Below are 25,303 nucleotides of genomic sequence, written 5' to 3' on the forward strand. Positions count from 1 at the left end.
CACCGCACCTCGATCTGCGTCGCTCACGAGTCGGCGACATGGGACCGGGTACGGAGTCGGGAGGTCACGAACCATCCGACGGCCGCGACGACGATCGCGATGACGATCCACTGGAAGATCCCGGCGTAGTTCTGGACCGCGTCCCAGTTCTCGCCCAGCAGGTAGCCCGCGCACACGAAGATCGTGTTCCAGATTGCGCTCCCTGCGGCGGTGAGCAGCAGAAAGGTGCTGATCGCCATCCGTTCCACGCCGGCGGGGATGGAGATCAGGCTCCGGAAGACGGGGACCATCCGGCCGAAGAAGACGGCGGCACGGCCGTGCCTGGTGAAGAACTCCTCGGAGCGGTCGATGTCGGAGAGCTTGACCAGGGGGATCCGACCCATGAGCCTGCGGGTGCGGTCGCGACCGATCAGGGCACCCAGCAGGTACAGGATCATCGCGCCCGCGACCGATCCGGCGGTCGTCCAGACGATCGCCTCGACCAGACCGAAGGTGCCTTGGCTCGCGGTGAACCCGGCGAGCGGAAGGATCACCTCGCTGGGCAGCGGCGGGAACACGTTCTCGAGTGCGATGGCGATCGCCGCCCCTGCGACGCCAAGCGTCGCCATCAGGTTGACGGCCCATCCCGCGACGCCCGTCAGGGTCGACGGGTCGGTCCCGGCGACTAGCGCGTACCCCGTCACGCGGTGGCCCCCGGGATCTGGTCGGGCTGTGCGGTCTCGACGTCGCGCTTGGTGATCGAGAGGTAGATCACGATGACCGCGATCGCCGCGAGGAAGATCAGGCTCGTCACCGTGGTGCCCAGCCCGAGCCCTCCGTCGGCGGTCGGCTGCGAGAGCAGGTCGCCGATGGAGGCGCCGAGCGGGCGGGTGAGGATGTACGCCGCCCAGAACGAGAGGACGGCACCGAGCGCGAAGCGGTAGTGGGCCAGCGCGACGACACCGATGGCGGCGGCGAAGAGCGCGACCGAGGCGGGATAGCCCAGGCCGAGACCCTCGGCGAGCAGGTCGCCGGCTGCCGTCCCGAGCGCGAAGGTGAACAGGATCGCGAGCCAGTAGAAGGCCTCGCGGCGGGTGCTGGTAATCGAGTGGATCGAGAGGGTGTGCTCGAGGCGGTACCAGACCGCGAACGTGACGGCGAGGGCGAGAGCGAAGACGACGGTCGTGACCCACAGCGGCACGCCGTAGTTGTCGACGAGGTTGTCGGTGATCAGGGTTCCGACGACGCTGATCAGGACGACGGCAAGCCAGTACAGGGGTGCGACGTAGCGGGACGCGCGGAACTGCCCGGCGAGCGTGATCACGAGGAGGGCACCCACGACGAGGCTCGCCACGCCCAGGGTCATGCCGACCGTCTCGGTCAGATAGTCGGCGAACGTCTCGCCGACCGTCGTGGCCAGCACCTTGATCACCCAGAAGAAGACGGTGATCTCCGGAACCTTGTTCAGCACGCGTCGCGCCGTGCCCTGGGCTGTCGAGGTGTTCGATGTCATGGGACGTAGGCTCACGGACCGATGCTGAGGATCCCCTGAAAGCGGGTGCTGACAGGTGAAGGTGCTGATCGTCGAGGACGAACCGGCGATCGCCGGTGCCCTGCGGCGCGGGCTCGAGGGCGAGGGGATGGCCGTCGACGTGATGGCCGACGGCGTCGACGGACTGTGGGCGGCGACCGAGAACCAGTACGACGCGATCGTGCTGGACCTGATGCTGCCGGGAATCAGTGGTCGTGACGTCCTGGTCGGCCTGCGCGAGCGCGGCGTGTGGACTCCGGTGCTCGTGCTGACGGCACGCGAGGGGAACGAGGTCGAGATCGGGGTGTTCGACCGAGGTGCCGACGACTTCCTCGCCAAGCCCTTCTCGTTCGACATCCTCCTGGCCCGGCTGCGTGCCCTGGTGCGGCGCGGTGCCCCCGAGCGGCCCGTGGTCCTGTCGATCGGCGACCTGCGACTCGAGCCCGCGCGCCGCCGCGTCGATCGAGGGGGGAGCGAGATCACGCTCACGCCGCGCGAGTACGGCGTGCTCGAGCTCCTGATGCGTCGCGGCGGCGACGTCGTGACGAAGTCGGAGATCCTGAACAACGTCTGGGACTCGGCGTTCGAGGGGGACCCGAACGTCGTCGAGGTGTACATCAGCTACCTGCGCCGGAAGGTTGACACCCCGTTCGGTCGACGGTCGATCACGACGGTGCGGGGGATGGGCTACCGGGTCGTCGCCGAGGACTGAGTCCTGGGAAGCTCGACGACGAACGCGGCGCCGCCCAGGTCGGACCCGACGACGCGCACGGTGCCGCCGTGGGACTCGACTATCCCGCGCACGATGGCGAGCCCCAGACCCGAGCCTCCTGCGGACCGAGCGCGGCCCTCGTCGAGCCGGACGAACCGGTCGAAGACGAGGTCGCGGTCCTCGACGTCGATGCCGTCGCCGTCGTCGGCCACCTCGACTTGGGCGCGCCCGTCTGCGCCACGGACGGACAGCCGGACGCGACCGTGCGCGTGCCGGACCGCGTTGTCGGCCAGGTTCTGCACCGCGCGCACGAGCTCGTCGAGACTCCCATGAACCCGGACAGGCTCCGTGGACACCTCCACCGAGACCCCCTCGGGCGGACGAAGCGCGAACCCCACGCGTTCGACGACATCGTCGAGGTCGACGTCGTCGACGCTCCTCGGTGCACCGCCCTCGGCGGTTCGGGTCAGGACCAGCAAGTCGTCGACGAGCTGCTGCATCCGTTCGTTCGAGGTGCGGAGCACGCGGGCGGTGGCCTGCCAGTCCGCATGGTCGGGGTCCCGGGCGGCCACGTCGAGCTCGGCACGGGCCGCGGCCAGAGGGCTGCGCAGCTCGTGGCTCGCATCGGCGACGAACCTGACCCGGGCCTGTTGTGCGGCGTGCAACCGGTCGAGCATCTCGTTGAGCGTGACGGCCAGCCGGGCGATCTCGTCGCCGGTCGCGGGGACGTCGATCCGGGTGTCCAGGTCCGCCTCGCCGATCTGGGCGGTGCGTGCGCGGATCTGCTCGACCGGGCGAAGGGCACGTCCGGTGAGCAGGTAGGTGACCAGGCCGACGACGATGACGAGGAGCGGGACGATGACGAGCATGGCCTGCGCGGCATCGGTCACGGTCTCGTTGCCGTCGGCGTAGGACTGCCGCACGATCACGGTGTCGACCCCGCTGACGCCCTCGACACCGAGCGCGACCGTGACGTAGGGGCCCTCGCCGGGTCCGGGGATCTCGGCACTGGACACCTGCTCTGGGCCGTCGGTGCCAGCGGGTCCTGTCGTCAGCGGCGGATACCCGGCGACCTCCGGACTGGCCGCGACCACCGTGCCCGAGCCGACCAGCTGGATGTAGGCGTCGTCGCCCGGTCCAGGCTCGAGGTTGAGGCCGTCGGTCACGGCCCCGTCGGTCGTGAGCTCGGTCGCGACGTCGTGAGCCCGGGTGGTCGCCGCGGCGAGCGCGTTGCGCGCGATCGACGCGTGCAGCACGACGAGCAGACCGAGGCAGGCCAGCACGAGTGCCAGCGCTACAGCGGCCATCGCCACGAGCGAGGAGCGTGCGCGGACGGTGCGCAGGTGCTGGACCATGCCGGTCACGCTAACGGCCGACGCTCCGTCCGCTGCTCGACGGTCATCCTCATCACGAGCACGACGATCGCCAGGCTCAGGGCGAGGGCCACACGCCCGGATCCGAGCCCCAGGCCACCGCGCTCGGCGGGAACGCCGAGCCAGTCGGCGAACGAGGCCCCGACGGGTCGGGTCATCACGTAGGCGAACCAGAACGCGAGGACGCCGCTCATGCCGAACCACCGGTAGCCGACCGCGGGGATCAGCAGGATCGCGCCGAACACGAGCCCGGCGGCCAGGTAGCCGAGGTGGAAGGTCACCGCGAGCAGGTCGCCGGCGGCGGTCCCGAGGGCGAACGTGGTCATGATGGCCGCCCAGTAGAAGAGCTCGCGGCGGCGGCTGCGGATGCTGTGGATCGACAGGGTCTTCTCGGTGGCTGACCACAGGACGAAGACCGCCGCGAGGGCCGCTGCGAAGAACGTCGTCGACACGGCGTACGGGACCCCGAGGCCGACGTGCACGACGTCGGCGGCCATCGTGCCGAAGACCCCCACCATCGACACCGCGAACCAGTACCTCCAGACGACGTACCGACGCGCGCGGAGCTGGATCGTCAGAGCCACCGCGAACGCGACGGCCCCGAGCAGCACCGCGACCTCCGGCGGCATCGCCCGCACCAGGAAGTCGGACGCGGACTCGCCCATCGCCGTCGTGAGCGCCTTGGTGAGCCAGAAGATCGCCGCGACCTCGGGGACCCGGCTGGCGGCTCGCGCGATCGCATCGGGGGAACGTACGGCAATGGGTTCGCTCGTCGTCATGGGGAGCACGGTGACCGTGTGAACCTTCGGATTCCCTGAGTACCGGACCGGACCGGAGGGTCAGGACGAGCGGGGGACGACGAACGAGGGGGACGACGAACGAGGGGGACGACGAACGAGGGGGACGTTGTTGAGTCGAGGCATACCTGTCGGGTTAACCGGAGTCGGACCAAGCAGACCGGCTGCAGCCGCATGCGGATGCTCGCCGACATCCCCAGACTTCGTCATCGTGTTCCTGCCGCGGCAGCCGCGGCCCGCGCCAGCCACGGCGGAACGCCGCCGCAGCGTTGGTTCGGCACGAGGTCGCCCGCCAAGTCCGCCGGGGCGATGGATCACCAGTTCGTGACCCAGGGGGAACGCCTTATGGGCCCAGATCCCACTCGGGTTGGCCGTTTGACCTGCAATGACGTCTCCCCATGTCCCCTTGGGGCATCCCCTTGTCCCCATGAAATCCCAGGCCCGAGGGGTGTCTCTCTGCGCACGCGGGGCTACCTGGCGCTGCCGAATGCGATCGGCAAGGATTTCTTCCTCGCCAACAGCGCGTGGACGACCTACTGGACGACGCACCGCCCCGAGCGCGCCGCTCAGACCTTCACGATCCGGCATCTGAACTGGTCGAGGATGACCTGGGCCCAGAGGTACCTCAACGGCAACCTCTCGGTCGCCGACTCGATGGACTGGGAGGTCGCACCGGGCGGGAGTCCGTGGCGGATCGACATCATGGTCGACGAGAGCCAGATCTTCGAGGTCAAACGCTGGGCGAACGGGACGAACGTCGCGGCCGTCAGCAACCAGCTCAACGGCTACGTCTCCGGGGCCGCCGGTCTCGGGGTCGCAGCCACGGCCTCGGCCGAGCTCGTCGGATGGGCGGACATGTTCGTGGTCTACTCCGGGATGTTCGACTTCTCACCCGACCGTGTGGTCGTGTGGGGCGGCGAGAATCCCGTCGGCGCCGTGTGGTTCGACACCGAGGACAAGGTGGACCGCAACGTGCGCCTCAAGGCCAACCTCAAGTACAACCAGGAGGAGCTCGGCCGCCAGCTGGGTGTGCCGTTCCCGTTCCCGATCCCGGTGCCGGTGACGCCGGGCATGCCGGTCGTGGTGCCGTGACGACCGGTGGGGTGACCGTCGCCCGGGGTGTGCGCTCGCGCGTCCTGGCCGAGGGTGCCCTGACGCTGTTCGTCGCGTCGCTGGAGGCCGCCGCGGCGGAGCGGGGAATCATGCTCGCGTACGACCGGCTCGTCGAGCTGAACGCGAGTGACGTGGGGACGGGCGAAGGGCGCGGACCGTCCTTCGTTGGTCGGCCGGTGCCTGTGCCGGGCGGGTTGCTGTGGTCGCTGGACACGTCGGGGATGCCGCGGCGCGAGCGGGCGAACCTGCTCGACGTCGTCGTGGGTGCCCTCGTTGAGGCGGGCGTCGGGGACGCGCAGGTCGGGCTCCCGGCGAAGGTGGACTACTCCCCGTTCCTCCAGCTGGCTAGCACACCTGGTCTGGCGATGGGAGTGGTCGCGTTCGGCGTGCGGGACTGGTCCGACCCGCGGGGGGCTGCGCGGGCCGAGGCGTGGGCGCCGCTGCTCGACGTGGGGCTCGAGTGGCTCACCCGTGACGGTGACGCGTCCCCGCTCGTCGCCGTCACGGGGACCGGCGGCCCGTGCGCCCTCGACGTCTCCAGTGACGAGCTCCCTCGTGCGGTAGCGGGCCTCCTCGCGGCCGGTGGTGGTCTCGAGCTGCTGGGTCGAAGCTCCGACGGGGTGCGCTACGTGCGGCTCGTGGCGATCCTGCGGCCCCAGCTGGCGGCGACGTGGTGCCCGGACGACCAGTCCGCGCGCGGGCTTGCGGCGGTCGCGGCACTGACGGACGGACTCGAGTCCGTGGCCGACCGCCTGACCTGGGCGGCTACGGATGTGCGTCTCGGGCGCGGGACAGCGTCGGAGGGCCTCATTGGGTACAACGACGCACCCACGAATGTCGGGGAGCTGCCGCGCAACAGCGCGCTCATGCCCCTTCGCGAGGATCAGGTCCCCGGCGCCTTCCCGTGGCAGATCCTCAACGCCGAGAGGCGCGCGCGCCTCGGCCCCGAGGTGCCCGGCGCCGAGGAGGTCCGGCTTCCGGGTGGTCGCTCGGTGCTGCGGTTCGGGTCCGTCGCCGACTGGCTCCCCGGGCCCGGACGCGCCAGCGTCCGGGTCGCGGCCCGTCGGGCCCTCGAGTCGGCGTTCGACTGACTGTCGCCGCAAACCGCGCGGAACCGACCTCGCAGGAGGCACCCTGACCTTCGCCACGCTCACGCGCGCCGACCCGCGCGGAGAACTCACGGAGGTCACCGGCTGCCGGCGGTGCTCGAGGAACGGGGCGTCGCTCGTGTTCACCGGGGTCGGTGGGGAGTGGGGTGCACTGCTGGGCGAGCTCGGCACGGAGGCCGAGCTCGTGGCGGACGCCGTCCCTGCGGGCCAGGCGGCTCGTCGTGACCGGGGGCCTCGGAATCCTCGACGACCCGCTCACGCTCGGTGCGGGTGCCGCTGCCGTTCGTGCAGGATGGGTGCTCGCAGCATGACGTCTGCAGCGATCCGCCGGGAGGGCACTGGATGAGCACCGAGCGGCCACCGTGGCAGATGCCGGACGGGGACCTGCTCCCGACACTGTTCGGCGGGCTGTCGACGCCCGGGTGCGTCGAGCGTGAGGTGGTCGTCGAGGTGCTGCGGTCGGCGGTGGAGCTGGCCAGGTCGTGGATCGGAGTCGACACGACGTGGACGACGTACGTCTGGGTTGCCGGCGAGCGCTGGAACGTCCCCGTCTCCACGATCCGCAGGCACGGGGTTGACTGGGACTTCATCTCGACGAAGACCGGGCTGCCCACGAAGATCGACATCGAAGGCATCTGCACGCCCCTCGCGGCCTACCCGACCAACCCGAAGCACACGGTGGCCGAGCTGAGCGTGAGCTTCCCGGACCCCGACGACGGCCCGGGTGGCGCCAGGACCCTCGTGGGCCTGTCGGTGCACCGGTGGGCGATGTACAGCTCGGGTGAGGACCTGCCGTGGTTCACGGGCCCGCTGAACGCGTGGGTCGAGCGCAGCGCCGAGCGACTGGGCGCGTTCACCGGGTACTCGATTCTGGACCGGGTCCGGGCGTCGGACGGCATGAGTGCGATGGAGTACCGCGGCGAGAGCCCCGACGAGGGCTTCGGCGGGGTGCCACCCAATCTCTGGGGCTACGGCTGGGGAACCTTGCTGTCACCGTTGCACCTGGAACGCCTCGGCGGCGTGGAGCCGTTGGCGGCGTTGCCGGGCGCTCGGGTGGCGACGCTGTCGGGCGGCCGGGTGTGGGTGACGTTGGGCGACGACCCGTCGATCGTGCCGGACGAGACGATGTGGCAGCTGCTTACCGTGTTGTCGCCGCTGCTGCCGACCCCGGTCGACCGGGGCGACAGGGAACCGGTCGACCAGCCGGTGGTTCCGGCCACTGCCGAGGGGGTGCGGACGTTCTGGCAGGCAGAGGCCGACGCCGCCCGCGCGGGCGGCCGGGTCAGCGGGTTGTTCGGGCCGGTCGGGTTCACGCTCGACGCGCATGTGCCCGAGCTGGTGATGCCGGTAGCGGTCGGGCCGGGCGGTGAGCTGGTCCAGTTCGAGGGGCTCGGCGCGCGTGCGGCAGCGGCGTTGCTGCACCGGTTGGGGCCTGCGGTGCTCGATGCGCGGCTTGGTCCAGGTCCGACGCTGCGCACCGCGTTGAGCGCTGCCGTGGTGCACCCGGGGGTGGTGCTGCTGACAGGGCACGCGGTGGGGCCGGGACGCGAGGACGAGCGAGTGACGGTCGACGGGCTGCACCTCCAGGACGACCCGATCTTGAAGCGCCTGACGCCTGGTCAGGTCGACGAGGCGTGGCAGCGGGTGCTCGACCTCGGCATCGACGACGCCGCAGCGCCCCCGGACGAGCTCCGCGCCCCGCAAGAGCCGGGCGGTCCGTGGACCGTCTGGTGGGACTGAGCCGAGAGCGCGCGATGGACTCGCCGTGGTCGATGCCAGCCACGGGATGGTGACGTGTCACGGGCGATCGACGGACCGCCGCGACCTTCGCCACGAAGCCCTGCGTAGGAGCGCGGCTCCGTCGGACCCGCGGAGTCATCGGGGTCCCGTGGCTCGTTCCCCTGTATCCGGTAACGCATGCCGTCGGCCGACTCGTACGAGACGACGGCCCCCTCGCCACGTGGGCGTCGGCGCGCTGCCGGGCTCATGCCGCAAGCGCCGGAAGGCTCGGCGACCGCGGTGGGTGGCGATCCCACCCGGATTTAGCGCCTGACCTGCGAGTTCATTCGAGGCTGCCCCCACAAATGCCCCCGTCTGTCCTCGCGCGAACTCGCGGTTGTGGGCCGAAGTGGGCCCTGACCTGCGATTTTACGGCGCGCGAGGGTGCCCCGAGTGGGATTCGAACCCACACTGGATCGGGTTTGAGCCGAACGCCTCTGCCGGTTGGGCTATCGGGGCCGTGCAGCAGGATAGCCGGGCGGGGGAGCGCACGACGCCCCGTGGGCTGCCTCACAGGTACAACGGCTGCGAAGTACGCGGTACCGACCACTACTCTGTGCACGTGAGCACCGACGCGACCCCCGACCCCACCGAGGCGGCCCCTGACGCCCTCGACCTGAGCACTCCCGCTCCGACGGGTGAGCCGACGGCACCGGCCCCGGGCCGCCCGGCACGTCGCGCGGTCGTCGCGGAGGACGAGGCGCTGATCCGCATGGACGTCGTCGAGACGCTGCGGGACGCGGGGTTCGACGTGGTCGGCGAGGCCGGCGACGGCGAGCAGGCGGTGCAGCTGGTCACCGAGCTCAAGCCTGATGTCGTCGTGATGGACGTGAAGATGCCCGTCCTCGACGGCATCTCGGCGGCGGAGCGGATCGGCAAGGCGCACCTGGCCCCCGTCGTGCTCCTCACCGCGTTCTCGCAGAAGGAGCTGGTGGAGCGGGCGCGCGACGCCGGCGCCATGGCTTACGTGATCAAGCCCTTCAGCCCGGCGGACCTGCTGCCCGCGGTGGAGATCGCGATCTCGCGGTACGCGCAGATCAGCGCCCTGGAGTCGGAGGTCGCGGACCTGGCGGAGCGGTTCGAGACGCGCAAGCGCGTGGACCGCGCCAAGGGTCTGCTGATGACCAAGATGGGCCTGACCGAGCCGGAGTCGTTCCGGTGGATCCAGAAGACGTCGATGGACCGTCGGCTCACCATGCGTGAGGTGGCCGACGCGGTCATCGAGCAGGTGGGTGGCGCGTCCTCCTGACGCGAGCGTGACGCGGGCCGGCCGGAGCTCAGCCGGCCGGCCTTCGTCGTTCAGCGACGGGTCGCGTCGATGACGAGCGCGCGGTGGTCCGAGAGCCCCGTGTCGACCGCTCGGGCGGGGGCGCTGGGCGTGATCGGCCCGTCGCCGAGGATGTGGTCGAGCTGCCGGGCCGGCTGCGCGACCGGGAACGTGGGGGCCGCGGCCAGTGAGCGGAGCCCGGACGTCTTCGCCGCGGCGTCCGCCTCCATGTTCAGGTCGCCCATCAGCACCAGCGGTCGGGGGTACGCCCGCAGGAGCCCGACGAGCTGGCGCAGCTGCCGGCGGTTCCACCCGGGGATGTAGGTGAGGTGGGTGTCGACGACGGTGATCAGGCCCGTCGGGTGCTCGACGACGGCGACGAGGGCCGCCCGGGGCTCGTCGCGCACGAGCGTGGGCCAGCGCGCGTCCGGCCAGCGGACCGGGGTGCGGCGGCGCAGGACGGGGAGCTGGAGCACGTGCCAGGACCGCACCGGGTGCCGGCTGAGCAGCGCGATCCCGTAGCTCGCGACGGCCGGCTGATGGTCGCCCGTCGCGGCGGTCCACAGCCCGGGCTCCCCGTGCAGGGTGGCCACGAAGCGGTGCTCGGGCGCGCCCATCGCCTCCGCGGCCACGACCGTCAGGTCGGCGCCGTGCGACCGCGGCTGGTCACGGTCGACCTCCTGGAGCGCGAGCACGTCGGCGTCGAGGTCGCGCACGGCGTCGCCGAACCTGCCGACGTGGACCTCGCCGTCGACGAGAGAGCGTCCGTGCAGGATGTTGAAGGTGGCCAGGCGCACCCTGGTGATTGTCCTGGCCGACCTGCGAGCCCGCGCGTCGACGTGTAGACAGTCGTTCCATGAACCAGCAAGGCGCCCTGGTCGATCCGCCCGACGACCGCACCGCTCTCCAGGACGGGCTGCGGCTCGTCGCGGTGGCGCTGATGGACGCGCACATCCCGTTCGCCCTCGTCGGCGGGTACGCGGCGTGGGCCAGGGGCGCCCCGGAGCCGAGCCACGACGCCGACTTCGCGGTCACGCCCGAGGACGTGGACCGCGCCAAGGAGGCGATCGCGGCGGCGGGGCTCGTCGTCGAGCAGCCCGCGGAGAACTGGCTGTTCAAGGCGTTTCACCACGGCCAGCTGGTGGACATCCTCTTCCGGATGGTCGGGGAGCCGATCACCCGCGAGCTCCTCGACCGCAGCGACGTGCTGGAGGTGCTGGCGGTGCGGATGCCCGTGCTCCAGGCCACCGACATCGTCTCGGCGAAGATGCGGGTGCTGGGGGAGCACGCGTGCGACTTCGGCCGGCTGCTGGCGATCGTGCGGGCGCTGCGCGAGCAGCTCGACTGGCCGCGGATCCGCGAGGACGTGGTCGGGCACCCGTACGCGCGGGCGTTCCTCTTCCTCGCCGATGAGCTCGGGATCACCGACGCCGCCACGTCCCCGACCTCGGCGGACGTGTCGCCCGGGGCTGCCGCACCGACGTCCTGAGGTCGGTCACGCGTCCAGGTCGCCTTGTTACTGGTTGGTCACAACTCGGCAACAACCCGCCGTGAGACGCCCAGATTCACATCGCGGACACAAACAATGAGTACCTTCGCGCCACACCTGCTGGATCCCTACCGGGTTCCAGTGGATCGCAGTACTCACAGAGGGGTACCAGGCATGATTCGTTCGACCCACGTAGTCCGCGCCGCCGCCTTGGCCGGCGCTGTCGCCCTCGCCCTGACCGCGTGCAGCGGCTCGGACGAGCCGGCCGACGGCGAGAGCTCCGCAGCGCCCACCGCTTCGGGCCCGCTCAAGATCGGCTCCCTGCTCCCCGTCACGGGCAACCTCGCGTACCTCGGCCCGCCCGAGATCGCCGGCGTCGACCTGGCCATCAAGGACATCAACGACGCCGGTGGCGTCAACGGTGTCCCCGTGACCGTCTCGCACAAGGACTCGGGCCCCACGTCCGACCTCGCGACCATCGGCACCCCGTCCGCCAAGGCGCTCATCGAGGAAGGCGTGCACGTCATCATCGGCGCCGCGTCCTCCGGCCTGTCGCTCGGTGTCGTCGGCCCGATCACGGACGCCGAGATCGTGCAGATCTCGCCCGCCAACACGGCGGCGGACCTGTCCGGCATCAGCCCGTACTACTTCCGCACCGCCCCGCCGGACGAGGTCCAGGGCCAGGCGCTCGCCACGCAGATCATCGCGGACGGGCACAAGAACGTCGGGATCCTCGTCTTCGACGACCCGTACGGCACGGGCCTGCGCGGCTTCGTCCAGAAGAACCTGGAGCCTGCGGGCGTCACCGTGACCTACGGTGCCGAGGACGCAGGTCAGGACTTCCCGCCGGAGCTCCAGGACTACTCCACCGAGGTCGGCGAGGTCGTCGCCACGAACCCCGACGCGATCGTGATCATCACGTTCGACGAGGTCCGCGTCATCGTTCCTCAGCTGGTCCAGGCCGGCTACGACATGTCGAACGTGTACCTCGTCGACGGCAACGTGGCCAGCTTCAAGCAGGACCCGGCCGACAGCTCCAAGTTCTTCTTCGACCCGGGCACGATGGAGGGCGCGCAGGGCACCAACCCGGGCGCCAACCCGACCGACGACTTCAAGGCTCGCCTGCTCGAGGTCAACCCGGACCTGAAGGACTTCAACTACGGTCCCGAGTCCTACGACGCGACCATCCTGGCGGCCCTCGCGGCGGTCAAGGGCGGTCAGAACGACGGCCCGACGGTGCAGGCCAACATGGCTGCCGTCTCGGGCACCACGGACGGCGAAGAGTGCGCGACGTTCGCGGACTGCGTCGAGCTGCTGAAGGACGGCAAGGAGATCACCTACCAGGCTGTCTCCGGCGTCGGCCCGTTCAACGACAACAACGACCCGTCGTCGGCGTACGTCGGCATCTACAAGTACGACGCCGAGAACGTGCCCGTGTGGCAGAAGGCGGAGTTCGGCGAAGTCAAGGGCAGCTGACGACAGTCAGCCCCGCATGACGCGAGGCCCGGCAGGGGAGCGATCCCCTGCCGGGCCTCTGTCGTTCCTTCCCCACAAGGCACAGGGGCACGAGAAGGCCCGGCCGGGATGCTCTCCGGCCGGGCCTCGTCGTGCGTGCGGTCAGGCGTCGGGGGCGATCTCGTCCGCCGCCAGCGTGCCGAGGTACAGCTCCACCACCTTGGGGTCGTGCATGAGCTCGCGCCCGGTGGCGGTGTACGCGTTGCGCCCCTGGTCAAGCACGTAGCCGCGGTCGCAGATCTGGAGGGCGCGCCGGGCGTTCTGCTCGACGATGATGATCGAGACGCCCGCGCGGTTGATCTTGCGGGTGCGGATGAACGTCTCGTCCTGCCGCACGGGGGACAGGCCGGCGGAGGGCTCGTCGAGGAGCAGCACCTTCGGGTCCATCATGAGCGCGCGACCCATCGCCACCATCTGACGCTCGCCGCCGGACAGCGAACCGGCGCGCTGACCGCGGCGGTCCTTGAGGTTCGGGAACAGGTCGATGATGAAGTCGAGCCGCTCCGCGAACTTCCCGGGCTTGAGGAACCCCCCCATCTGGAGGTTCTCCTCGACCGAGAGGGACGGGAAGACGTTGTTGTTCTGCGGGACGCACCCGACCCCGCGGGCGACCAGGTCGTTCGCCTTGAGGTTGGTGATGTCCTCGCCGCCCAGCGTCACCGACCCGGTGCGCACGTGCACCAGGCCGAAGATCGCCTTGAGCAGGGTCGACTTGCCGGCGCCGTTGGGGCCGATGATGCCGACCAGCTCGCCCGGATACAGGTCGAGGTTGCACCCGTTGAGGATGTTCACCCCGGGGATGTAGCCGGCGACCAGCTCGTCGGCGCGCAGCAGCGGCTCGCCGCGGTCCACGGGGGACGGTGCGGCGGCGGACTCGGTGACGGTCATTCCGTGGCCTCCTCGGCCTCGAGCTGTTCGAGCACGCCTTCGGCCATGACGCTCTCGTCGCCGAGGTCGGTGTCGTGGTGGGCGCCGAGGTACGCGTCGACGACGGCGGGGTTCTCCATGACGGCGGACGGTGGTCCCTCCGCGACGATCTTGCCCTCGGCCATGACCACCACCCAGTCGGCGATGCGGCGGACCATCTGCATGTCGTGCTCGACGAACAGCACCGTGGTGCCCTCGTCGCGGACGGTCTGGATGTGCCCGAGCAGCGACTGGGTCAGCGCGGGGTTCACGCCGGCCATCGGCTCGTCGAGCATCACCAGCTCGGGCTTCGCCATGAGCGCGCGGGCCATCTCCAGGAGCTTGCGCTGGCCCCCGGACAGCGACCCGGCGAAGTCCTCGCTCTTGGCGTCGAGCTTGAACCGGACCAGCAGCTCCTCGGCCTGGGTGGTGATCTCCTGCTCGCGGGCCGCCCAGAGCGGTTTGACCAGGGAGGTGAAGAAGCCCTCGCCGGGCTGCTTGGTGGCGCCGAGCTGCATGTTCTGCAGCACGGTGAGCCGCGAGAGCGCCTTGGTCAGCTGGAACGTCCGCACCATGCCGGCGCGGGCGACCCGGCCCGCCGAGACGCCGTTGAGCTTGCGACCGTTGAACTCCCAGTTGCCGGAGTTCGGCTTGTCGAATCCGGTGAGCAGGTTGAACAGGGTCGTCTTGCCGGCACCGTTGGGGCCGATCAGCGCGGTGATCGCGCCGCGCTGCACCTCGAGGTGACGGACGTCGACCGCGGTCATCCCGCCGAACCGGCGCACGACGTCGTCGGCGACGATGATCGGGTCCGGCTTGGCGACGCCGGGCTCGGGAGAGACGCCCGCGAGCGCCTGCGCCGCCGTCTGCGCGAGCGGTGTGGGGGAGGACAGCTCAGCGGACATCGAGCATCAGCTCCTTCTTGTCACCGAAGATGCCCTGCGGCCGGAAGATCACCAGGAGCATCAGCGTGATGCCCACCAGGATGCCCGCGAGCGGCTCGAGCTGCTCGGGCCGCAGGACGGACGGCAGCACGTCGCGCATCACCGTCTTGATGAACATGAGCGCGACGAAGAAGATCATCGATCCGATCACGGGACCCCACAGGGTGGCGGCGCCACCGAGGAGCAGGATCGTCCAGATGAAGAAGGTCATCGACCGGCCCATCGCGTCGGGCTGGACGCTGGCGGGCATCACGAACAGGACGCCCGCGAAGCCGGCCATCGCGCCACCGAGCACGAGGGCCTGCATCTTGTAGCCGTACACGCTCTTGCCGAGCGAGCGCACGGCGTCCTCGTCCTCACGGATGCCCTTGAGCACCCGGCCCCAGGGGCTGGACATCAGGCGCCAGACCAGCAGCACGGCGAGCAGGACGGCCGCCCACGCGACGATGCGCGTCCACCAGCCGTCGCCGACGTTGTTGGCGTACGAGAACGGCCCGAGGACGGTCCTGCCGTCCGGCAGCAGCGACAGGCCGAGGAAGTCCTTGTTGAACCTGCTGGCGGGGATGCCGGCGGCGCCGTTGGTGATGTCGGAGAGCACCGACGACCGGCCGATGAGCCGGACGATCTCCGCGGCGGAGATGGTGACGATCGCCAGGTAGTCGCCGCGCAGCTTCAGGGTCGGTATGCCGAGGATGAGCGCGAAGACGACCGAGCAGGCCACCCCGACGAGCGCGGAGAGCGGGAAGCCCTGGCCGGCCTGGGCCGTGGCGGCGAACCCGTAGGCGCCGACGAGCATGAAGCCCGCCTGCCCCATGTTGAGCAGCCCGGTGAAGCCGAAGTGGATGTTCAGGCCGATGGCCGCGAGCGCGTACGCCGCGGTGGTGGGGGCGATCAGCTCGCCCGCAGTGAGGGACAGCAGGTCCGACCAGTTCATGGGAGTCTCCTAGCCGACCCGCTCGGCACGGCCGAGGATGCCTTGAGGTCTGATGAGCAGGACGAGGATCAGGATCAGCAGGGCGACGGCGAACTTGAGGCTCGACGGCAGCCAGAGGGTCGACATCTCGACGACGACGCCGATGATCAGCGACCCGATCAGGGCGCCGTACGCCGTGCCGAGCCCGCCGAGCGTCACCGCGGCGAACATCAGCAGCAGCATCTGGAGGCCGAGGTCCCAGGCGGCTCCGTTGAAGGCGAGCGCGAGGAGCGCGCCGCCGAGGCCGGCCAGGCCGGTGGCCAGGATCCACACGAGCCGGATGATCTTGTCCACGTCGATGCCCGACGCGGCCGCCAGCGCGGGGTTGTCGGAGATGGCGCGCGTGGCGCGGCCGGTGCGGGTGCGCTGGAGGAAGAGCGCGACGCCGACGAGCACGAGGGTGGCGCACCCCATGGCGATGTAGGACGGGATCGACAACCGGATCGGGCCGATGCTCCAGGACTTGGCGATCGAGGGCAGGACCTGAAGGGTGCTGCCGCCGAAGCGGAACTGGAAGGCGTACTGCAGCGCCAGGGAGAGCCCGATGGTGACGATCATCAGCTGGACCAGGCCCACTCTGCGTTTCCGCAGCGGCTTCCAGAGGATCACGTCCTGGACCCAGCCGCTCGCCGCGGACAGGATCACCGAGGCGACCACCGCCAGCACGATCGGCCAGTGCAGCTGGATGGAGAAGACGAACGTCAGCAGTGCGCCCAGGGTGACCTGCTCGCCGTGCGAGAAGCTGGACAGCCCGGTGGTGCCGTAGATGAGGGAGAGACCGACCGCGGCGAGCGCCAGGATCAGGCCGTACCGGATCCCGAGCGCGAACTGCTGGAGCAGGCGGGTCGGTGTGACGGTGCCCGTGGCCGTGTTCGAGCTGCCGCCGGTGTTCGGGGTGGCGTCCAGGACGAGGTTGAAGTCGACCGTCGACGAGGCGCCGGCGACGGCGAGCTTCTCGACCGGGTTCACCGCCGTGTCGGCCAGGACCGCGGTCGACGGGAGCGTCGACTCGTCGAGCTCGACCGTGTACCGCGCGCGGCCGGGGATGGCGACGGCCCACGTTCCGTTGGCGGCGGTGGTGGCCGACTCCTCGAAGTCGTCGTCCTCGTTGGACACCGTGATGGTGACGCCCTCGACGGGTCCTGCCGTGTTCTGCAGGGTCCCGCCGATGCAGCCGGTCTCGGCGTCGGCGACGCACGGCGCTGCCGCCGCGGTGGCAGTGGCGGAGGCGGACTCGGCTTGCAGGCCGATGACGCCGACGAGGGCCGCCGCGAGCATGCTCAGGGCGATCAACAGTCGAGTTCTGCGGGGCCTGTCCGTCGTCGCGACATGCGGCACGGTGGGTCTCCGTCCAGGTTCTAGGGGGCCGGGCTCGTGCACGGGTCCGACGGCATTGTCGAACCAGCGCGACACCTGCCGTGTGGCAGGACGATAGGCAGGGATTGTGTCTTGTTCATTTCGCGATGGCGAGTGTCGGGGCCGTGCGAGCACGAGCGTGTCGGGTTTTGTGGTCAGACGTCCAGTTTGACCCACCCCGGACGCGGTGCCCCTCTCCCGGGGGCTAGGCATACGGTGGTGGCTGCGTCATGATCGAGAGCGGCGTCGTCGTGGGCAGAGGCGGCGTCACCCCGACCGGATCCCCCTCGTCCCGTCTGGAGGTATCACTGCCGTGCGTCTTGGAGTGCAAGTCCGCGAAGCCCTGCCGGGCGACCTGGAGAGCCTCGTCGCGCTCTGCCTGACGGCGCGCCAGGAGGCTGGTGTGGGTTCCCAGCTGTGCACCGACGACGCCGACCGCCTGCGCGACCAGCTCGGAGCCCTCCTCGCGGTACCGGGCGGACGCGTGCTGCTGGCCCTGCTCGACGACGACCCGGCCGGCCTGCTGCTGGCGCGGGTCGTCGGGCCCGGACCGTTCACCGACGTCGTGAGCCTGGACATCGAGGCCGTCTACGTCCTGCCCGCCGCCCGCCGTCGCGGCCTCGGGCACGCGCTGCTGGTCGGCGCGACGGAGGTCGCGGACGAGGCCGGCGCCACGGAGCTGTACTCGTCACCCCTGCCGGGATCGCGCGGGATGCAGCGCTTCCTCGCCCGGCTCGGCTTCGCCCCGGCGGCTTCGCACCGGGTGGTGACGGCCGCAGCGCTCCAGCGCAAGCTCGCGCACGACCAGGGCCACACCGGTGCCGCCGGGACGGTGCGCCGCTCGGGCCCGCGTGGGCTCGAGGACCTCATCGCCCGGCGCCGGCAGGCACGGGCCGCGCGCCAGCCCGTCGAGGAGCCCGTGCAGGCCGCGCGGGCGTCCGGTGCGGATCAGGGGCGCGCGTCGATCAGCATGCAGGTCAGCCGGGCCGTGCAGACCAGCCGACCGCCGTCGTCCTCGACGACGACCTGGTAGGTCGCCAGCGACCTGCCGAGGTGCAGCGCGGTCGCCGTCCCGGTGACCAGGCCCGAGCGCGCGGACCGGTGGTGGGTGGCGTTGAGCTCGATCCCGACCGCGGCCCGTCCCTCGCCCGCGTGCGCCATGGCGCTGATGGAGCCCAGGGTCTCGGCCAGCACCGCGGACGCGCCGCCGTGCAGCAGGCCGTACGGCTGCGTGTTGCCGGCGACCGGCATGGTGGCCACGGTGCGCTGCGCGGAGGCCTCCGTCACCACGATGCCCATGCGCTCGATGAGGGTGCCTGTGAACGTGGAGAGCAGGGCTGGCGATGGCGTCGTCGTGTCGGACATGGCAGATAGGTTGGCACCCGTGAGCGACGCACTGCCAGCGGTTCCGCCGGCCACTCCCGGAACGCCTGCCCGACTCCTCCTGATCGACGGCCACTCGATGGCCTACCGAGCGTTCTTCGCGCTCCCGGTGGACAAGTTCGCGACGTCGTCCGGTGAGCCCACCAACGCGGTGTTCGGCTTCTTCTCGATGATCGCCAACCTGCTGCGGGACGAGGCGCCGACGCACGTGGCGGTCGCGTTCGACGCGGGCCGCACCACGTTCCGGACCGAGGTGTACGAGGCGTACAAGGGCAACCGCGACGCCACGCCTGCCCCGTTCAAGGGACAGGTGGCGGTCATCCAGCGGGTGCTGGAGACCATGCACATCCCGTACCTGTCCAAGCCGCAGTTCGAGGCCGACGACATCCTGGCCACGCTGTCGGTCCAGGCGCGGGCGCAGGGCATGCAGGTGCTCATCTGCACCGGCGACCGCGACGCGCTCCAGCTGGTCAACGAGGACGTCACCGTGCTGTACCCGGTCAAGGGCGTCTCGGAGCTGGCGCGGATGACGCCGGCGGCCGTCGAGACCAAGTACGGCGTCCCGCCGGAGCGCTACCCGGACCTTGCTGCGCTCGTCGGCGAGACCAGCGACAACCTGCCGGGCATCCCCGGGGTCGGCCCGAAGACGGCGGCCAAGTGGATCGTGCAGTTCGACGGGCTCGACGGGATCCTGGCGGCCGCGGAGCAGGTGCCCGGCAAGGCGGGGGAGTCCCTGCGGGACAACCTTGACCAGGTGCGCCTGAACCGCCAGCTCAACGCGCTGCTCACCGACCTCGAGCTTCCTCTGGGACCGGAGGACCTCGCGGCGCGGCCCTGGGACCGGCCCGCGCTGCACGCCGTGCTCGAGGAGCTCGAGTTCCGCGCGATCCGGGACCGGCTCTTCGCCATGCTGCCCGACGAGGCCGGCGACGGACCGGGGACGGTCGCCGCCGCGCAGCTCGACCTCACCGTCCTCGGTTCGGGCGAGCTCGCCGGCTGGCTGGCTGCCCGGGCGGGCAAGCCGCTCGGGGTCGACGTGCGCGGGTCGGGAGCGCCCGCGGGCGGCGACGCCTGGGGCATCGCGCTGGCGGACCCGGACGGCCAGGCGGCCGCGTTCGACCTGGCCGAGATCCACCCGCCGGACGAGACCGCGCTGGCGGCCTGGCTCGCGGACCCGTCCGCACCCAAGATCGTGCACGCCTCGAAGGAGGCCTGGCACGCGTTGGCCGGCCGGGGACTGCCGCTGGCGGGCGTGGTGTTCGACACCGAGCTTGCGGCTTACCTGTGCCAGCCCGACCGTCGCGCGTACGACCTGACCGACCTCGCGATCGGCTACCTCCACCGCGAGCTGGGTGTCGACGAGGCGGCAGACGGCGCGCAGGGTGCGCTGGACCTCGAGCTGGACGGCAGCGACGAGGGCCGCCGCGCAGCGGTCCGTGCCGCCGCCGTCCGGGACCTGGCCGACGTGCTGGGCGGCGAGGTCGCCGACCGGGGCGCCGCCAGCCTCCTGGAGACGCTCGAGCTGCCGCTGGTCGACGTGCTCGCCCGGATGGAGCGGACCGGGATCGCCATCGACTCGGGCTACCTGTCGGGCTTGGAGCGGTCGTTCGACGGCCAGGTGCAGAACGCGGCTGCAGAGGCGTACGCGGTCATCGGGCGCGAGGTGAACCTCGGCTCGCCCAAGCAGCTCCAGGAGGTGCTGTTCGACCAGCTCGGCATGCCGAAGACCAAGAAGATCAAGACCGGCTACACCACGGACGCCGCGGCGCTCACCGACCTGTTCGTGCGCACGCAGCACCCGTTCCTGGAGCACCTGCTGGCGCACCGCGACGCCATCCGCCTGCGGCAGACCGTCGAGGGGCTCCTGCGGTCCATCGCGGCCGACGGGCGCATCCACACGACGTTCCAGCAGACGATCGCCGCGACCGGGCGACTGTCGTCGGCGGACCCCAACCTCCAGAACATCCCCATCCGCACCGAGGCGGGCCGGCAGATCCGGCGGGCGTTCGTCGTGGGCGACGGGTACGAGACGCTGCTGACCGCCGACTACTCGCAGATCGAGATGCGGATCATGGCGCACCTCTCGGGCGACGAGGGGCTCATCGCGGCGTTCCGCTCGGGGGAGGACCTGCACAGCTACGTCGGCTCCCGAGTGTTCGGGGTCCCGACCGACGAGGTCACGCCGGCCATGCGCTCGAAGATCAAGGCCATGAGCTACGGCCTCGCGTACGGGCTGTCGTCCTACGGCCTCGCCCAGCAGCTCACGATCGAGGTGTCCGAGGCCGCCGCGCTCATGCAGGACTACTTCTCGCGGTTCGGCGGGGTGCGCGACTACCTCACGGGTGTCGTCGACGTCGCCCGGCAGACCGGCTACACCGCCACCATCCTGGGCAGGCGTCGCTATCTCCCGGACCTGACCAGCGACAACCGCCAGCGTCGCGAGGTCGCGGAGCGGATGGCCCTCAACGCGCCGATCCAGGGCAGTGCCGCCGACCTGATCAAGGTGGCGATGCTCGGGGTGGACCGCGAGCTCGCCCGGCGTGGCCTGGGCTCGCGGATGCTGCTCCAGGTGCACGACGAGCTGGTGCTCGAGGTGGCTGCCGGGGAGCGGGACGAGGTCGAGGCGCTCGTGCGGGAGCAGATGGGCGCTGCGGGGGACGCTGCCGCGGACGGTCCGCTCGACGTGGCGCTCGACGTCACGGTCGGCGCCGGCGGCTCCTGGCACGACGCGGGGCACTGAGCTGTCCCTCGATCGTGGGAAATCGGCGATTTCGGCAGGTTCGCCGTAACTATCGGGTGCACTTTGGAGTGATCTGCGCCACAGTGTCGGGCACACAGTGGCGACGGAGCCACTGACGTCCCTGCTGGGAGGCGCTGGTGACCGACACCTTCGGAGATCGCGAGACCGACTACCAACGAGTGCAGAACGGCGCGGAGTTCCAGGCCCTCAAGCGCCGGTTCCGCCGCTTCGTCTTCCCGATGACGGCATTCTTCCTGTCCTGGTACTTCCTGTACGTCCTGCTCGCCAACTACGCGCACGACTTCATGGCGACCAAGGTCTGGGGCAACATCACCGTCGGCCTGCTGCTCGGGCTCGGCCAGTTCGTCTCCACCTTCATCATCACGATGGTCTACGCGCGCTGGGCCAACACCAAGCAGGACGCGGTGGCTGAGCGGCTCCGCCTGCACATCGAGGACGGCACCGCCCTGGACGGAGGTGCCTCATGACCGCCTCCCTGAGCGGCCTGCTGCGGGCCGCCGAGTCGGAGGACATCGGCAACCCGGCGCTCAACATCGCGATCTTCGGGGCCTTCGTGCTCCTCACGCTCGTGATCGTCTTCCGCGCGTCCCGCAACAACAAGACCGCGGCGGACTACTACGCCGCCGGGCGCTCGTTCACCGGCCCGCAGAACGGCACCGCGATCGCGGGCGACTACCTGTCCGCGGCGTCGTTCCTGGGCATCTGCGGCGCCATCGCCATCAACGGGTACGACGGCTTCCTGTACTCGATCGGCTTCCTGGTGGCGTGGCTCGTCGCGCTCCTGCTGGTCGCCGAGCTGCTCCGGAACACCGGCCGGTTCACCATGGCCGACGTCCTGTCGTTCCGGCTCAAGCAGCGGCCCGTCCGCATGGCCGCCGCGCTGGCCACCCTGACGGTCGTCTTCTTCTACCTGCTGGCGCAGATGGCGGGTGCCGGCGGTCTCGTCGCCCTCCTGCTGGGCATCGACGGGGTGGCCGGGCAGGGGCTCGTCATCGCCGTCGTCGGCGCGCTGATGATCCTGTACGTGCTGGTCGGCGGCATGAAGGGGACCACCTGGGTCCAGATCATCAAGGCGATCCTGCTCATCGCCGGAGCCGCGATCATGACGATCTGGGTGCTGTCGAAGTTCGGGTTCAACCTGTCCGACCTGCTCCAGGGCGCCATCGACACCGCCGGCGAGGGCGGCGAGGCGCTCATCGCACCCGGCAAGCAGTACGGCGTCAGCGCCATGAGCCAGCTGAACTTCCTGTCGCTCGCTCTCGCCCTCGTCCTGGGCACCGCGGGTCTGCCACACGTGCTCATGCGGTTCTACACGGTGCCGTCGGCCAAGGAGGCCCGCCGCTCGGTGGTCTGGGCCATCTGGCTCATCGGCATCTTCTACCTGTTCACCCTGGTGCTCGGGTACGGCGCCGCAGCCCTGGTCGGACCGGAGGCCATCAAGGCGGCTCCCGGCGGCGTGAACTCGGCGGCACCGCTGCTCGCGTTCGAGCTGGGCGGCGTCGTCCTGCTCGGCATCATCTCGGCGGTGGCGTTCGCGACGATCCTCGCGGTCGTCGCGGGCCTGACCATCACCGCCGCGGCGACCTTCGCGCACGACATCTACGCCTCGGTGATCAAGCACGGCGAGGTCTCGCCCGACGGCGAGGTTCGGGTCGCCCGGATCACTGTGGTGGCCATCGGCATCCTGGCGATCATCGGCGGCGTCTTCGCCAACGGCCAGAACGTGGCGTTCCTCGTGGCGCTGGCCTTCGCGGTCGCCGCCAGCGCCAACCTCCCGACCATCCTCTACTCCCTGTTCTGGAAGAGGTTCAACACGTCGGGCGCGCTCTGGAGCATGTACGGCGGCCTGATCAGCTGCCTGGTGCTCATCGCGTTCTCCCCGGTGGTGTCCGGCAAGGTCGACCCGGTCACGGGCGCGAGCCTGTCGATGATCAAGGACACCAGCGTCGACTTCCACCTGATCCCGCTGGAGAACCCGGGCCTGATCTCGATCCCGCTCGCGTTCCTCCTCGGCATCCTCGGCACCTACCTGAGCAAGGAGCCGCCGCACCCCGAGAAGTACGCGGAGATGGAGGTCCGGTCGCTGACCGGAGCCGGCTCCGAGAAGGCGACGGTGCACTGACGCACTGAGCGCGGGCGGCCGTCTACTGCGGCGGCCGCCCGCGGTGCGTCACGAAGATCGCCGTCCCGGGCAGCCTGGCTCCGCGCACGGGTCCCCAGCCGCCCCACGTCCGGTCGTGGCCCACGGGCCACTCCGGCTCCACGAGCCGCTCGAGGATGAACCCTGCGGCCACCAGCTCGGCCACGTGGTCGCCCAGGGTTCGGTGGTACTCGGCGTAGAGCACGCGTCCCGACTCAGCGATCTCGGCGTAGGGCGTCCGGTCGAAGTACGACCGCGTGGCGGTGAGGCCCGCCTCGCCGGGGTCGTCCGGGAAGGCCCACCGGATCGGGTGCGTGACGGCGAACACCCAGCGACCGCCGGGCCGCAGCACCCGGGCCACCTCCGCGTGGACGCGTTCGGCGTCGGGCACGAACGGGAGTGCGCCGAACGCCGTGAACGCGACGTCGAACGAGGAGTCCGCGAACGGCAGCGCGCGGGCGTCGGCCTGGATCATCGGCGTCGTACGACCGACCTCGCCGTCGTACCGGGAGCCCGCGGCGAGCATCCCGGCCGACACGTCGGTCGCGACGACCTCCACACCCTCGCCGACGAGCCAGCGCGCGCACTGCGCGGCGCCGGAACCCACCTCCAGCACCCGCAGGCCCGTCAGGTCACCGAGCAGACGCGCGTCCTTCTCACGGACCCCCTCCGGGCACCAGCAGAAGTCGGCGGGGCCGAGGAACGTGCCATGCTCGTCGAGGTACTCGTCGGCGTTGTCGTCCCACCAGCCGCGGCCCGCGGATCCGCCCGCCGAGGACGGGACGTCGAGATAGCCGGCCTCGGCCAGGTGGTCGTCGCTCATGGGACCAGTGTCACGGTTCAGCCCTTGTGGCCGCGGATACGCTGTGCCAGGCAGCCCGACGACGCGCTACCCATCCCGCAGTTCCCGCGATCAAGGAGTGCCAGCGTGCGAGTCGGTCTGCTCACGGGCGGCGGCGACGTCCCCGGCCTGAATGCCGCGATCCGCGCCGTCGTGAAGCGTGGCGAGGGCGAGTACGGCCACACGATCACCGGCTTCCGCAACGGGTGGCGCGGCGTGGTCGACGGCCTCAGCATGCCCCTGACGCGCGAGCACATCCGCAACCAGCTCGCGGTCGGCGGCACCCTGCTCGGGACCGCCCGGTACCACCCCCACGCGGACAACGGCGGCTTGGACGCGGTGCTCTCCACGCTCGAGTCGGAGAAGATCGAGGCGCTCATCTGCATCGGCGGTGACGGCACCCTGCACGCCGCGAGCAAGGTGGCCGAGGCCGGCATCCGGATCGTCGCGATCCCCAAGACGATCGACAACGACGTCTGGGGCACGGACCAGTCGATCGGCTTCGACACCGCGGTGTCCATCGCGACCGAGGCGATCGACCGCATCCACACCACCGCGGAGAGCCACAACCGCGTGATGATCGTTGAGGTCATGGGGCGGCACGCGGGCTGGATCGCGGCGACATCGGGCATCGCGGGCGGCGCCGAGATCGTGCTGGCGCCCGAGGAGCCGTTCGACATCGACAAGATCGAGCGCTTCCTCAAGCACCGCCACCGGGCGCACGCCAGCTTCTCGATCATCGTCGTCGCCGAGGGTGCGGTTCCTGCGCAGGGCACGTCGATGGACTACGAGACGCAGGTCGGCAAGTTCGGCGACATCGTGGCCGGCGCCGTCGGCGAGCGGCTCAAGCTCGAGATCGAGACGCGCACCGGCTTCGACACCCGACTCGTGGTGCTCGGGCACGTGCAGCGCGGTGGCATCCCTACCCACGTCGACCGGATCCTGGGCTCGCGCTTCGGCGTCGCGGCCATCGACGCCGCCACGCAGGGCCAGTCGAACGTCATGACCGCCCTGCGGGGCGAGTCCGTGGTCATGGTGCCGCTGAGCGAGATCGCCGGGAAGGTCAAGTACGTGCCGCACGAGTTGCTCGCGGTCGCCAGGGCCCTCGCCTGATCCTGCTTTGACCTGCCCATCGCCACACCGATAGGGTGGACGGCGGTGCCGCGCGCCTTGTTGCGTCGGCGTGTCCTCACTCGTACTGCTCGTGCGAGGGCCCTCTCCGGGGGGTCGAGGGCGTCCCATCAGATCGCGATCACCACCGTGCACGTCACACGCATGTCACCGTGCCGCCGGCACACACGTTCAGTCCGTACAACTTCCCTGTCCGCATCGGAG

General features: G+C 70.6%; 23 protein-coding genes and 1 tRNA gene. 12 read left to right on the top strand and 12 right to left on the bottom strand.

The window, feature by feature from the left end; translation table 11 throughout:
• Positions 1-23: 23 nt before the first annotated feature.
• Entirely contained in the window at positions 24-683 is a 660-nt protein-coding gene (locus tag ACO06A_RS18375; RefSeq protein WP_421733634.1) for a DedA family protein, read from the bottom strand.
• Positions 680-1,492: a hypothetical protein gene (locus tag ACO06A_RS18380; RefSeq protein WP_421733636.1), complete on the bottom strand. Its 813-nt coding sequence runs from the start codon at positions 1,490-1,492 to the stop codon at positions 680-682. The genes ACO06A_RS18375 and ACO06A_RS18380 overlap by 4 nt, the downstream gene beginning before the upstream one ends.
• A gap of 55 nt (positions 1,493-1,547) precedes the next feature.
• Between ACO06A_RS18380 and ACO06A_RS18385 the strand changes: the two genes are divergently transcribed.
• Positions 1,548-2,222, top strand: coding sequence for a winged helix-turn-helix domain-containing protein (locus ACO06A_RS18385; protein WP_421733637.1), 675 nt, complete (start codon positions 1,548-1,550; stop codon positions 2,220-2,222).
• Here the strand turns inward: ACO06A_RS18385 and ACO06A_RS18390 are convergent.
• Together ACO06A_RS18390 and ACO06A_RS18395 are read right to left on the bottom strand one after the other, a co-directional pair.
• Complete coding sequence (locus tag ACO06A_RS18390; RefSeq protein ID WP_421733638.1) at positions 2,198-3,577, bottom strand: HAMP domain-containing sensor histidine kinase; 1,380 nt, start codon at positions 3,575-3,577, stop codon at positions 2,198-2,200. The genes ACO06A_RS18385 and ACO06A_RS18390 overlap by 25 nt on opposite strands.
• 5 nt (positions 3,578-3,582) lie before the next feature.
• On the bottom strand, positions 3,583-4,374 hold the full coding sequence (locus ACO06A_RS18395; protein WP_421733639.1) for a hypothetical protein: 792 nt from the start codon (positions 4,372-4,374) through the stop codon (positions 3,583-3,585).
• 621 nt (positions 4,375-4,995) lie between these two features.
• Between ACO06A_RS18395 and ACO06A_RS18400 the strand changes: the two genes are divergently transcribed.
• The 3 genes from ACO06A_RS18400 (at position 4,996) to ACO06A_RS18410 (ending at position 8,354) form a co-directional block, all read left to right on the top strand.
• The gene (locus ACO06A_RS18400; RefSeq protein WP_421733640.1) at positions 4,996-5,484 is read left to right on the top strand and encodes a hypothetical protein; all 489 of its coding nucleotides are present in this window, start codon (positions 4,996-4,998) and stop codon (positions 5,482-5,484) included.
• The gene (locus ACO06A_RS18405; protein ID WP_421733641.1) at positions 5,481-6,596 is read left to right on the top strand and encodes a hypothetical protein; all 1,116 of its coding nucleotides are present in this window, start codon (positions 5,481-5,483) and stop codon (positions 6,594-6,596) included. Before ACO06A_RS18400 ends, ACO06A_RS18405 begins: the two co-directional genes overlap by 4 nt.
• A 360-nt stretch (positions 6,597-6,956) precedes the next feature.
• The gene (locus ACO06A_RS18410) at positions 6,957-8,354 is read left to right on the top strand and encodes a hypothetical protein (protein WP_421733642.1); all 1,398 of its coding nucleotides are present in this window, start codon (positions 6,957-6,959) and stop codon (positions 8,352-8,354) included.
• A 424-nt stretch (positions 8,355-8,778) separates the two neighbouring features.
• Here ACO06A_RS18410 and ACO06A_RS18415 read toward each other — a convergent pair.
• Positions 8,779-8,852: transfer RNA gene (locus ACO06A_RS18415), tRNA-Leu, on the bottom strand.
• A 103-nt stretch (positions 8,853-8,955) separates the two neighbouring features.
• Here ACO06A_RS18415 and ACO06A_RS18420 point away from each other — a divergent pair.
• Positions 8,956-9,642, top strand: coding sequence for an ANTAR domain-containing response regulator (locus ACO06A_RS18420; protein WP_421733643.1), 687 nt, complete (start codon positions 8,956-8,958; stop codon positions 9,640-9,642).
• 50 nt (positions 9,643-9,692) lie between these two features.
• Here ACO06A_RS18420 and ACO06A_RS18425 read toward each other — a convergent pair whose 3' ends face one another.
• Positions 9,693-10,457, bottom strand: a complete 765-nt coding sequence (locus ACO06A_RS18425) for an endonuclease/exonuclease/phosphatase family protein (RefSeq protein ID WP_421733644.1) — start codon at positions 10,455-10,457, stop codon at positions 9,693-9,695.
• Positions 10,458-10,516: 59 nt separating this feature from the next.
• Between ACO06A_RS18425 and ACO06A_RS18430 the strand changes: the two genes are divergently transcribed.
• Entirely contained in the window at positions 10,517-11,149 is a 633-nt protein-coding gene (locus ACO06A_RS18430; protein ID WP_421733645.1) for a hypothetical protein, read from the top strand.
• Positions 11,150-11,323: 174 nt separating this feature from the next.
• Positions 11,324-12,625, top strand: coding sequence for an ABC transporter substrate-binding protein (locus ACO06A_RS18435; protein ID WP_421733646.1), 1,302 nt, complete (start codon positions 11,324-11,326; stop codon positions 12,623-12,625).
• 141 nt (positions 12,626-12,766) lie between these two features.
• On the opposite strand, the gene ACO06A_RS18440 is transcribed toward ACO06A_RS18435, so the two are convergent.
• The 4 genes from ACO06A_RS18440 to ACO06A_RS18455 are packed head-to-tail and all read right to left on the bottom strand — an operon-like array spanning position 12,767 to position 16,780.
• The gene (locus ACO06A_RS18440) at positions 12,767-13,552 is read right to left on the bottom strand and encodes an ABC transporter ATP-binding protein (RefSeq protein ID WP_175349585.1); all 786 of its coding nucleotides are present in this window, start codon (positions 13,550-13,552) and stop codon (positions 12,767-12,769) included.
• Complete coding sequence (locus ACO06A_RS18445; protein WP_421733647.1) at positions 13,549-14,475, bottom strand: ABC transporter ATP-binding protein; 927 nt, start codon at positions 14,473-14,475, stop codon at positions 13,549-13,551. The genes ACO06A_RS18440 and ACO06A_RS18445 overlap by 4 nt, the downstream gene beginning before the upstream one ends.
• Positions 14,465-15,448, bottom strand: a complete 984-nt coding sequence (locus tag ACO06A_RS18450) for a branched-chain amino acid ABC transporter permease (RefSeq protein ID WP_421733648.1) — start codon at positions 15,446-15,448, stop codon at positions 14,465-14,467. Before ACO06A_RS18450 ends, ACO06A_RS18445 begins: the two co-directional genes overlap by 11 nt.
• A 9-nt stretch (positions 15,449-15,457) precedes the next feature.
• Positions 15,458-16,780: a branched-chain amino acid ABC transporter permease gene (locus ACO06A_RS18455; RefSeq protein ID WP_421733649.1), complete on the bottom strand. Its 1,323-nt coding sequence runs from the start codon at positions 16,778-16,780 to the stop codon at positions 15,458-15,460.
• A 466-nt stretch (positions 16,781-17,246) separates the two neighbouring features.
• On the opposite strand from ACO06A_RS18455, the gene ACO06A_RS18460 reads away from it, so the two are divergent.
• A complete protein-coding gene (locus ACO06A_RS18460) occupies positions 17,247-17,876 on the top strand; it encodes a GNAT family N-acetyltransferase (protein ID WP_421733650.1) in 630 nt (209 codons plus the stop codon).
• Here ACO06A_RS18460 and ACO06A_RS18465 read toward each other — a convergent pair.
• Entirely contained in the window at positions 17,792-18,208 is a 417-nt protein-coding gene (locus tag ACO06A_RS18465) for a hotdog fold thioesterase (protein ID WP_421733651.1), read from the bottom strand. The genes ACO06A_RS18460 and ACO06A_RS18465 overlap by 85 nt on opposite strands.
• On the opposite strand from ACO06A_RS18465, the gene polA reads away from it, so the two are divergent.
• From polA to ACO06A_RS18480, 3 genes are all read left to right on the top strand, one after another.
• Positions 18,207-20,966, top strand: coding sequence for a DNA polymerase I (gene polA, locus ACO06A_RS18470; RefSeq protein WP_421733652.1), 2,760 nt, complete (start codon positions 18,207-18,209; stop codon positions 20,964-20,966). The genes ACO06A_RS18465 and polA overlap by 2 nt on opposite strands.
• A 137-nt stretch (positions 20,967-21,103) precedes the next feature.
• On the top strand, positions 21,104-21,454 hold the full coding sequence (locus ACO06A_RS18475) for a DUF485 domain-containing protein (RefSeq protein WP_421733653.1): 351 nt from the start codon (positions 21,104-21,106) through the stop codon (positions 21,452-21,454).
• Entirely contained in the window at positions 21,451-23,109 is a 1,659-nt protein-coding gene (locus ACO06A_RS18480; protein ID WP_421733654.1) for a cation acetate symporter, read from the top strand. The genes ACO06A_RS18475 and ACO06A_RS18480 overlap by 4 nt, the downstream gene beginning before the upstream one ends.
• Before the next feature lie 22 nt (positions 23,110-23,131).
• Here ACO06A_RS18480 and ACO06A_RS18485 read toward each other — a convergent pair whose 3' ends face one another.
• Positions 23,132-23,950, bottom strand: a complete 819-nt coding sequence (locus tag ACO06A_RS18485; RefSeq protein WP_421733655.1) for a class I SAM-dependent methyltransferase — start codon at positions 23,948-23,950, stop codon at positions 23,132-23,134.
• Between the two features lie 105 nt (positions 23,951-24,055).
• Between ACO06A_RS18485 and ACO06A_RS18490 the strand changes: the two genes are divergently transcribed.
• Positions 24,056-25,081, top strand: coding sequence for a 6-phosphofructokinase (locus ACO06A_RS18490; RefSeq protein WP_421733656.1), 1,026 nt, complete (start codon positions 24,056-24,058; stop codon positions 25,079-25,081).
• Positions 25,082-25,303 lie beyond the last annotated feature (222 nt).

This window comes from Cellulomonas sp. (genome assembly GCF_965229465.1).
GTDB lineage: Bacteria > Actinomycetota > Actinomycetes > Actinomycetales > Cellulomonadaceae > Cellulomonas.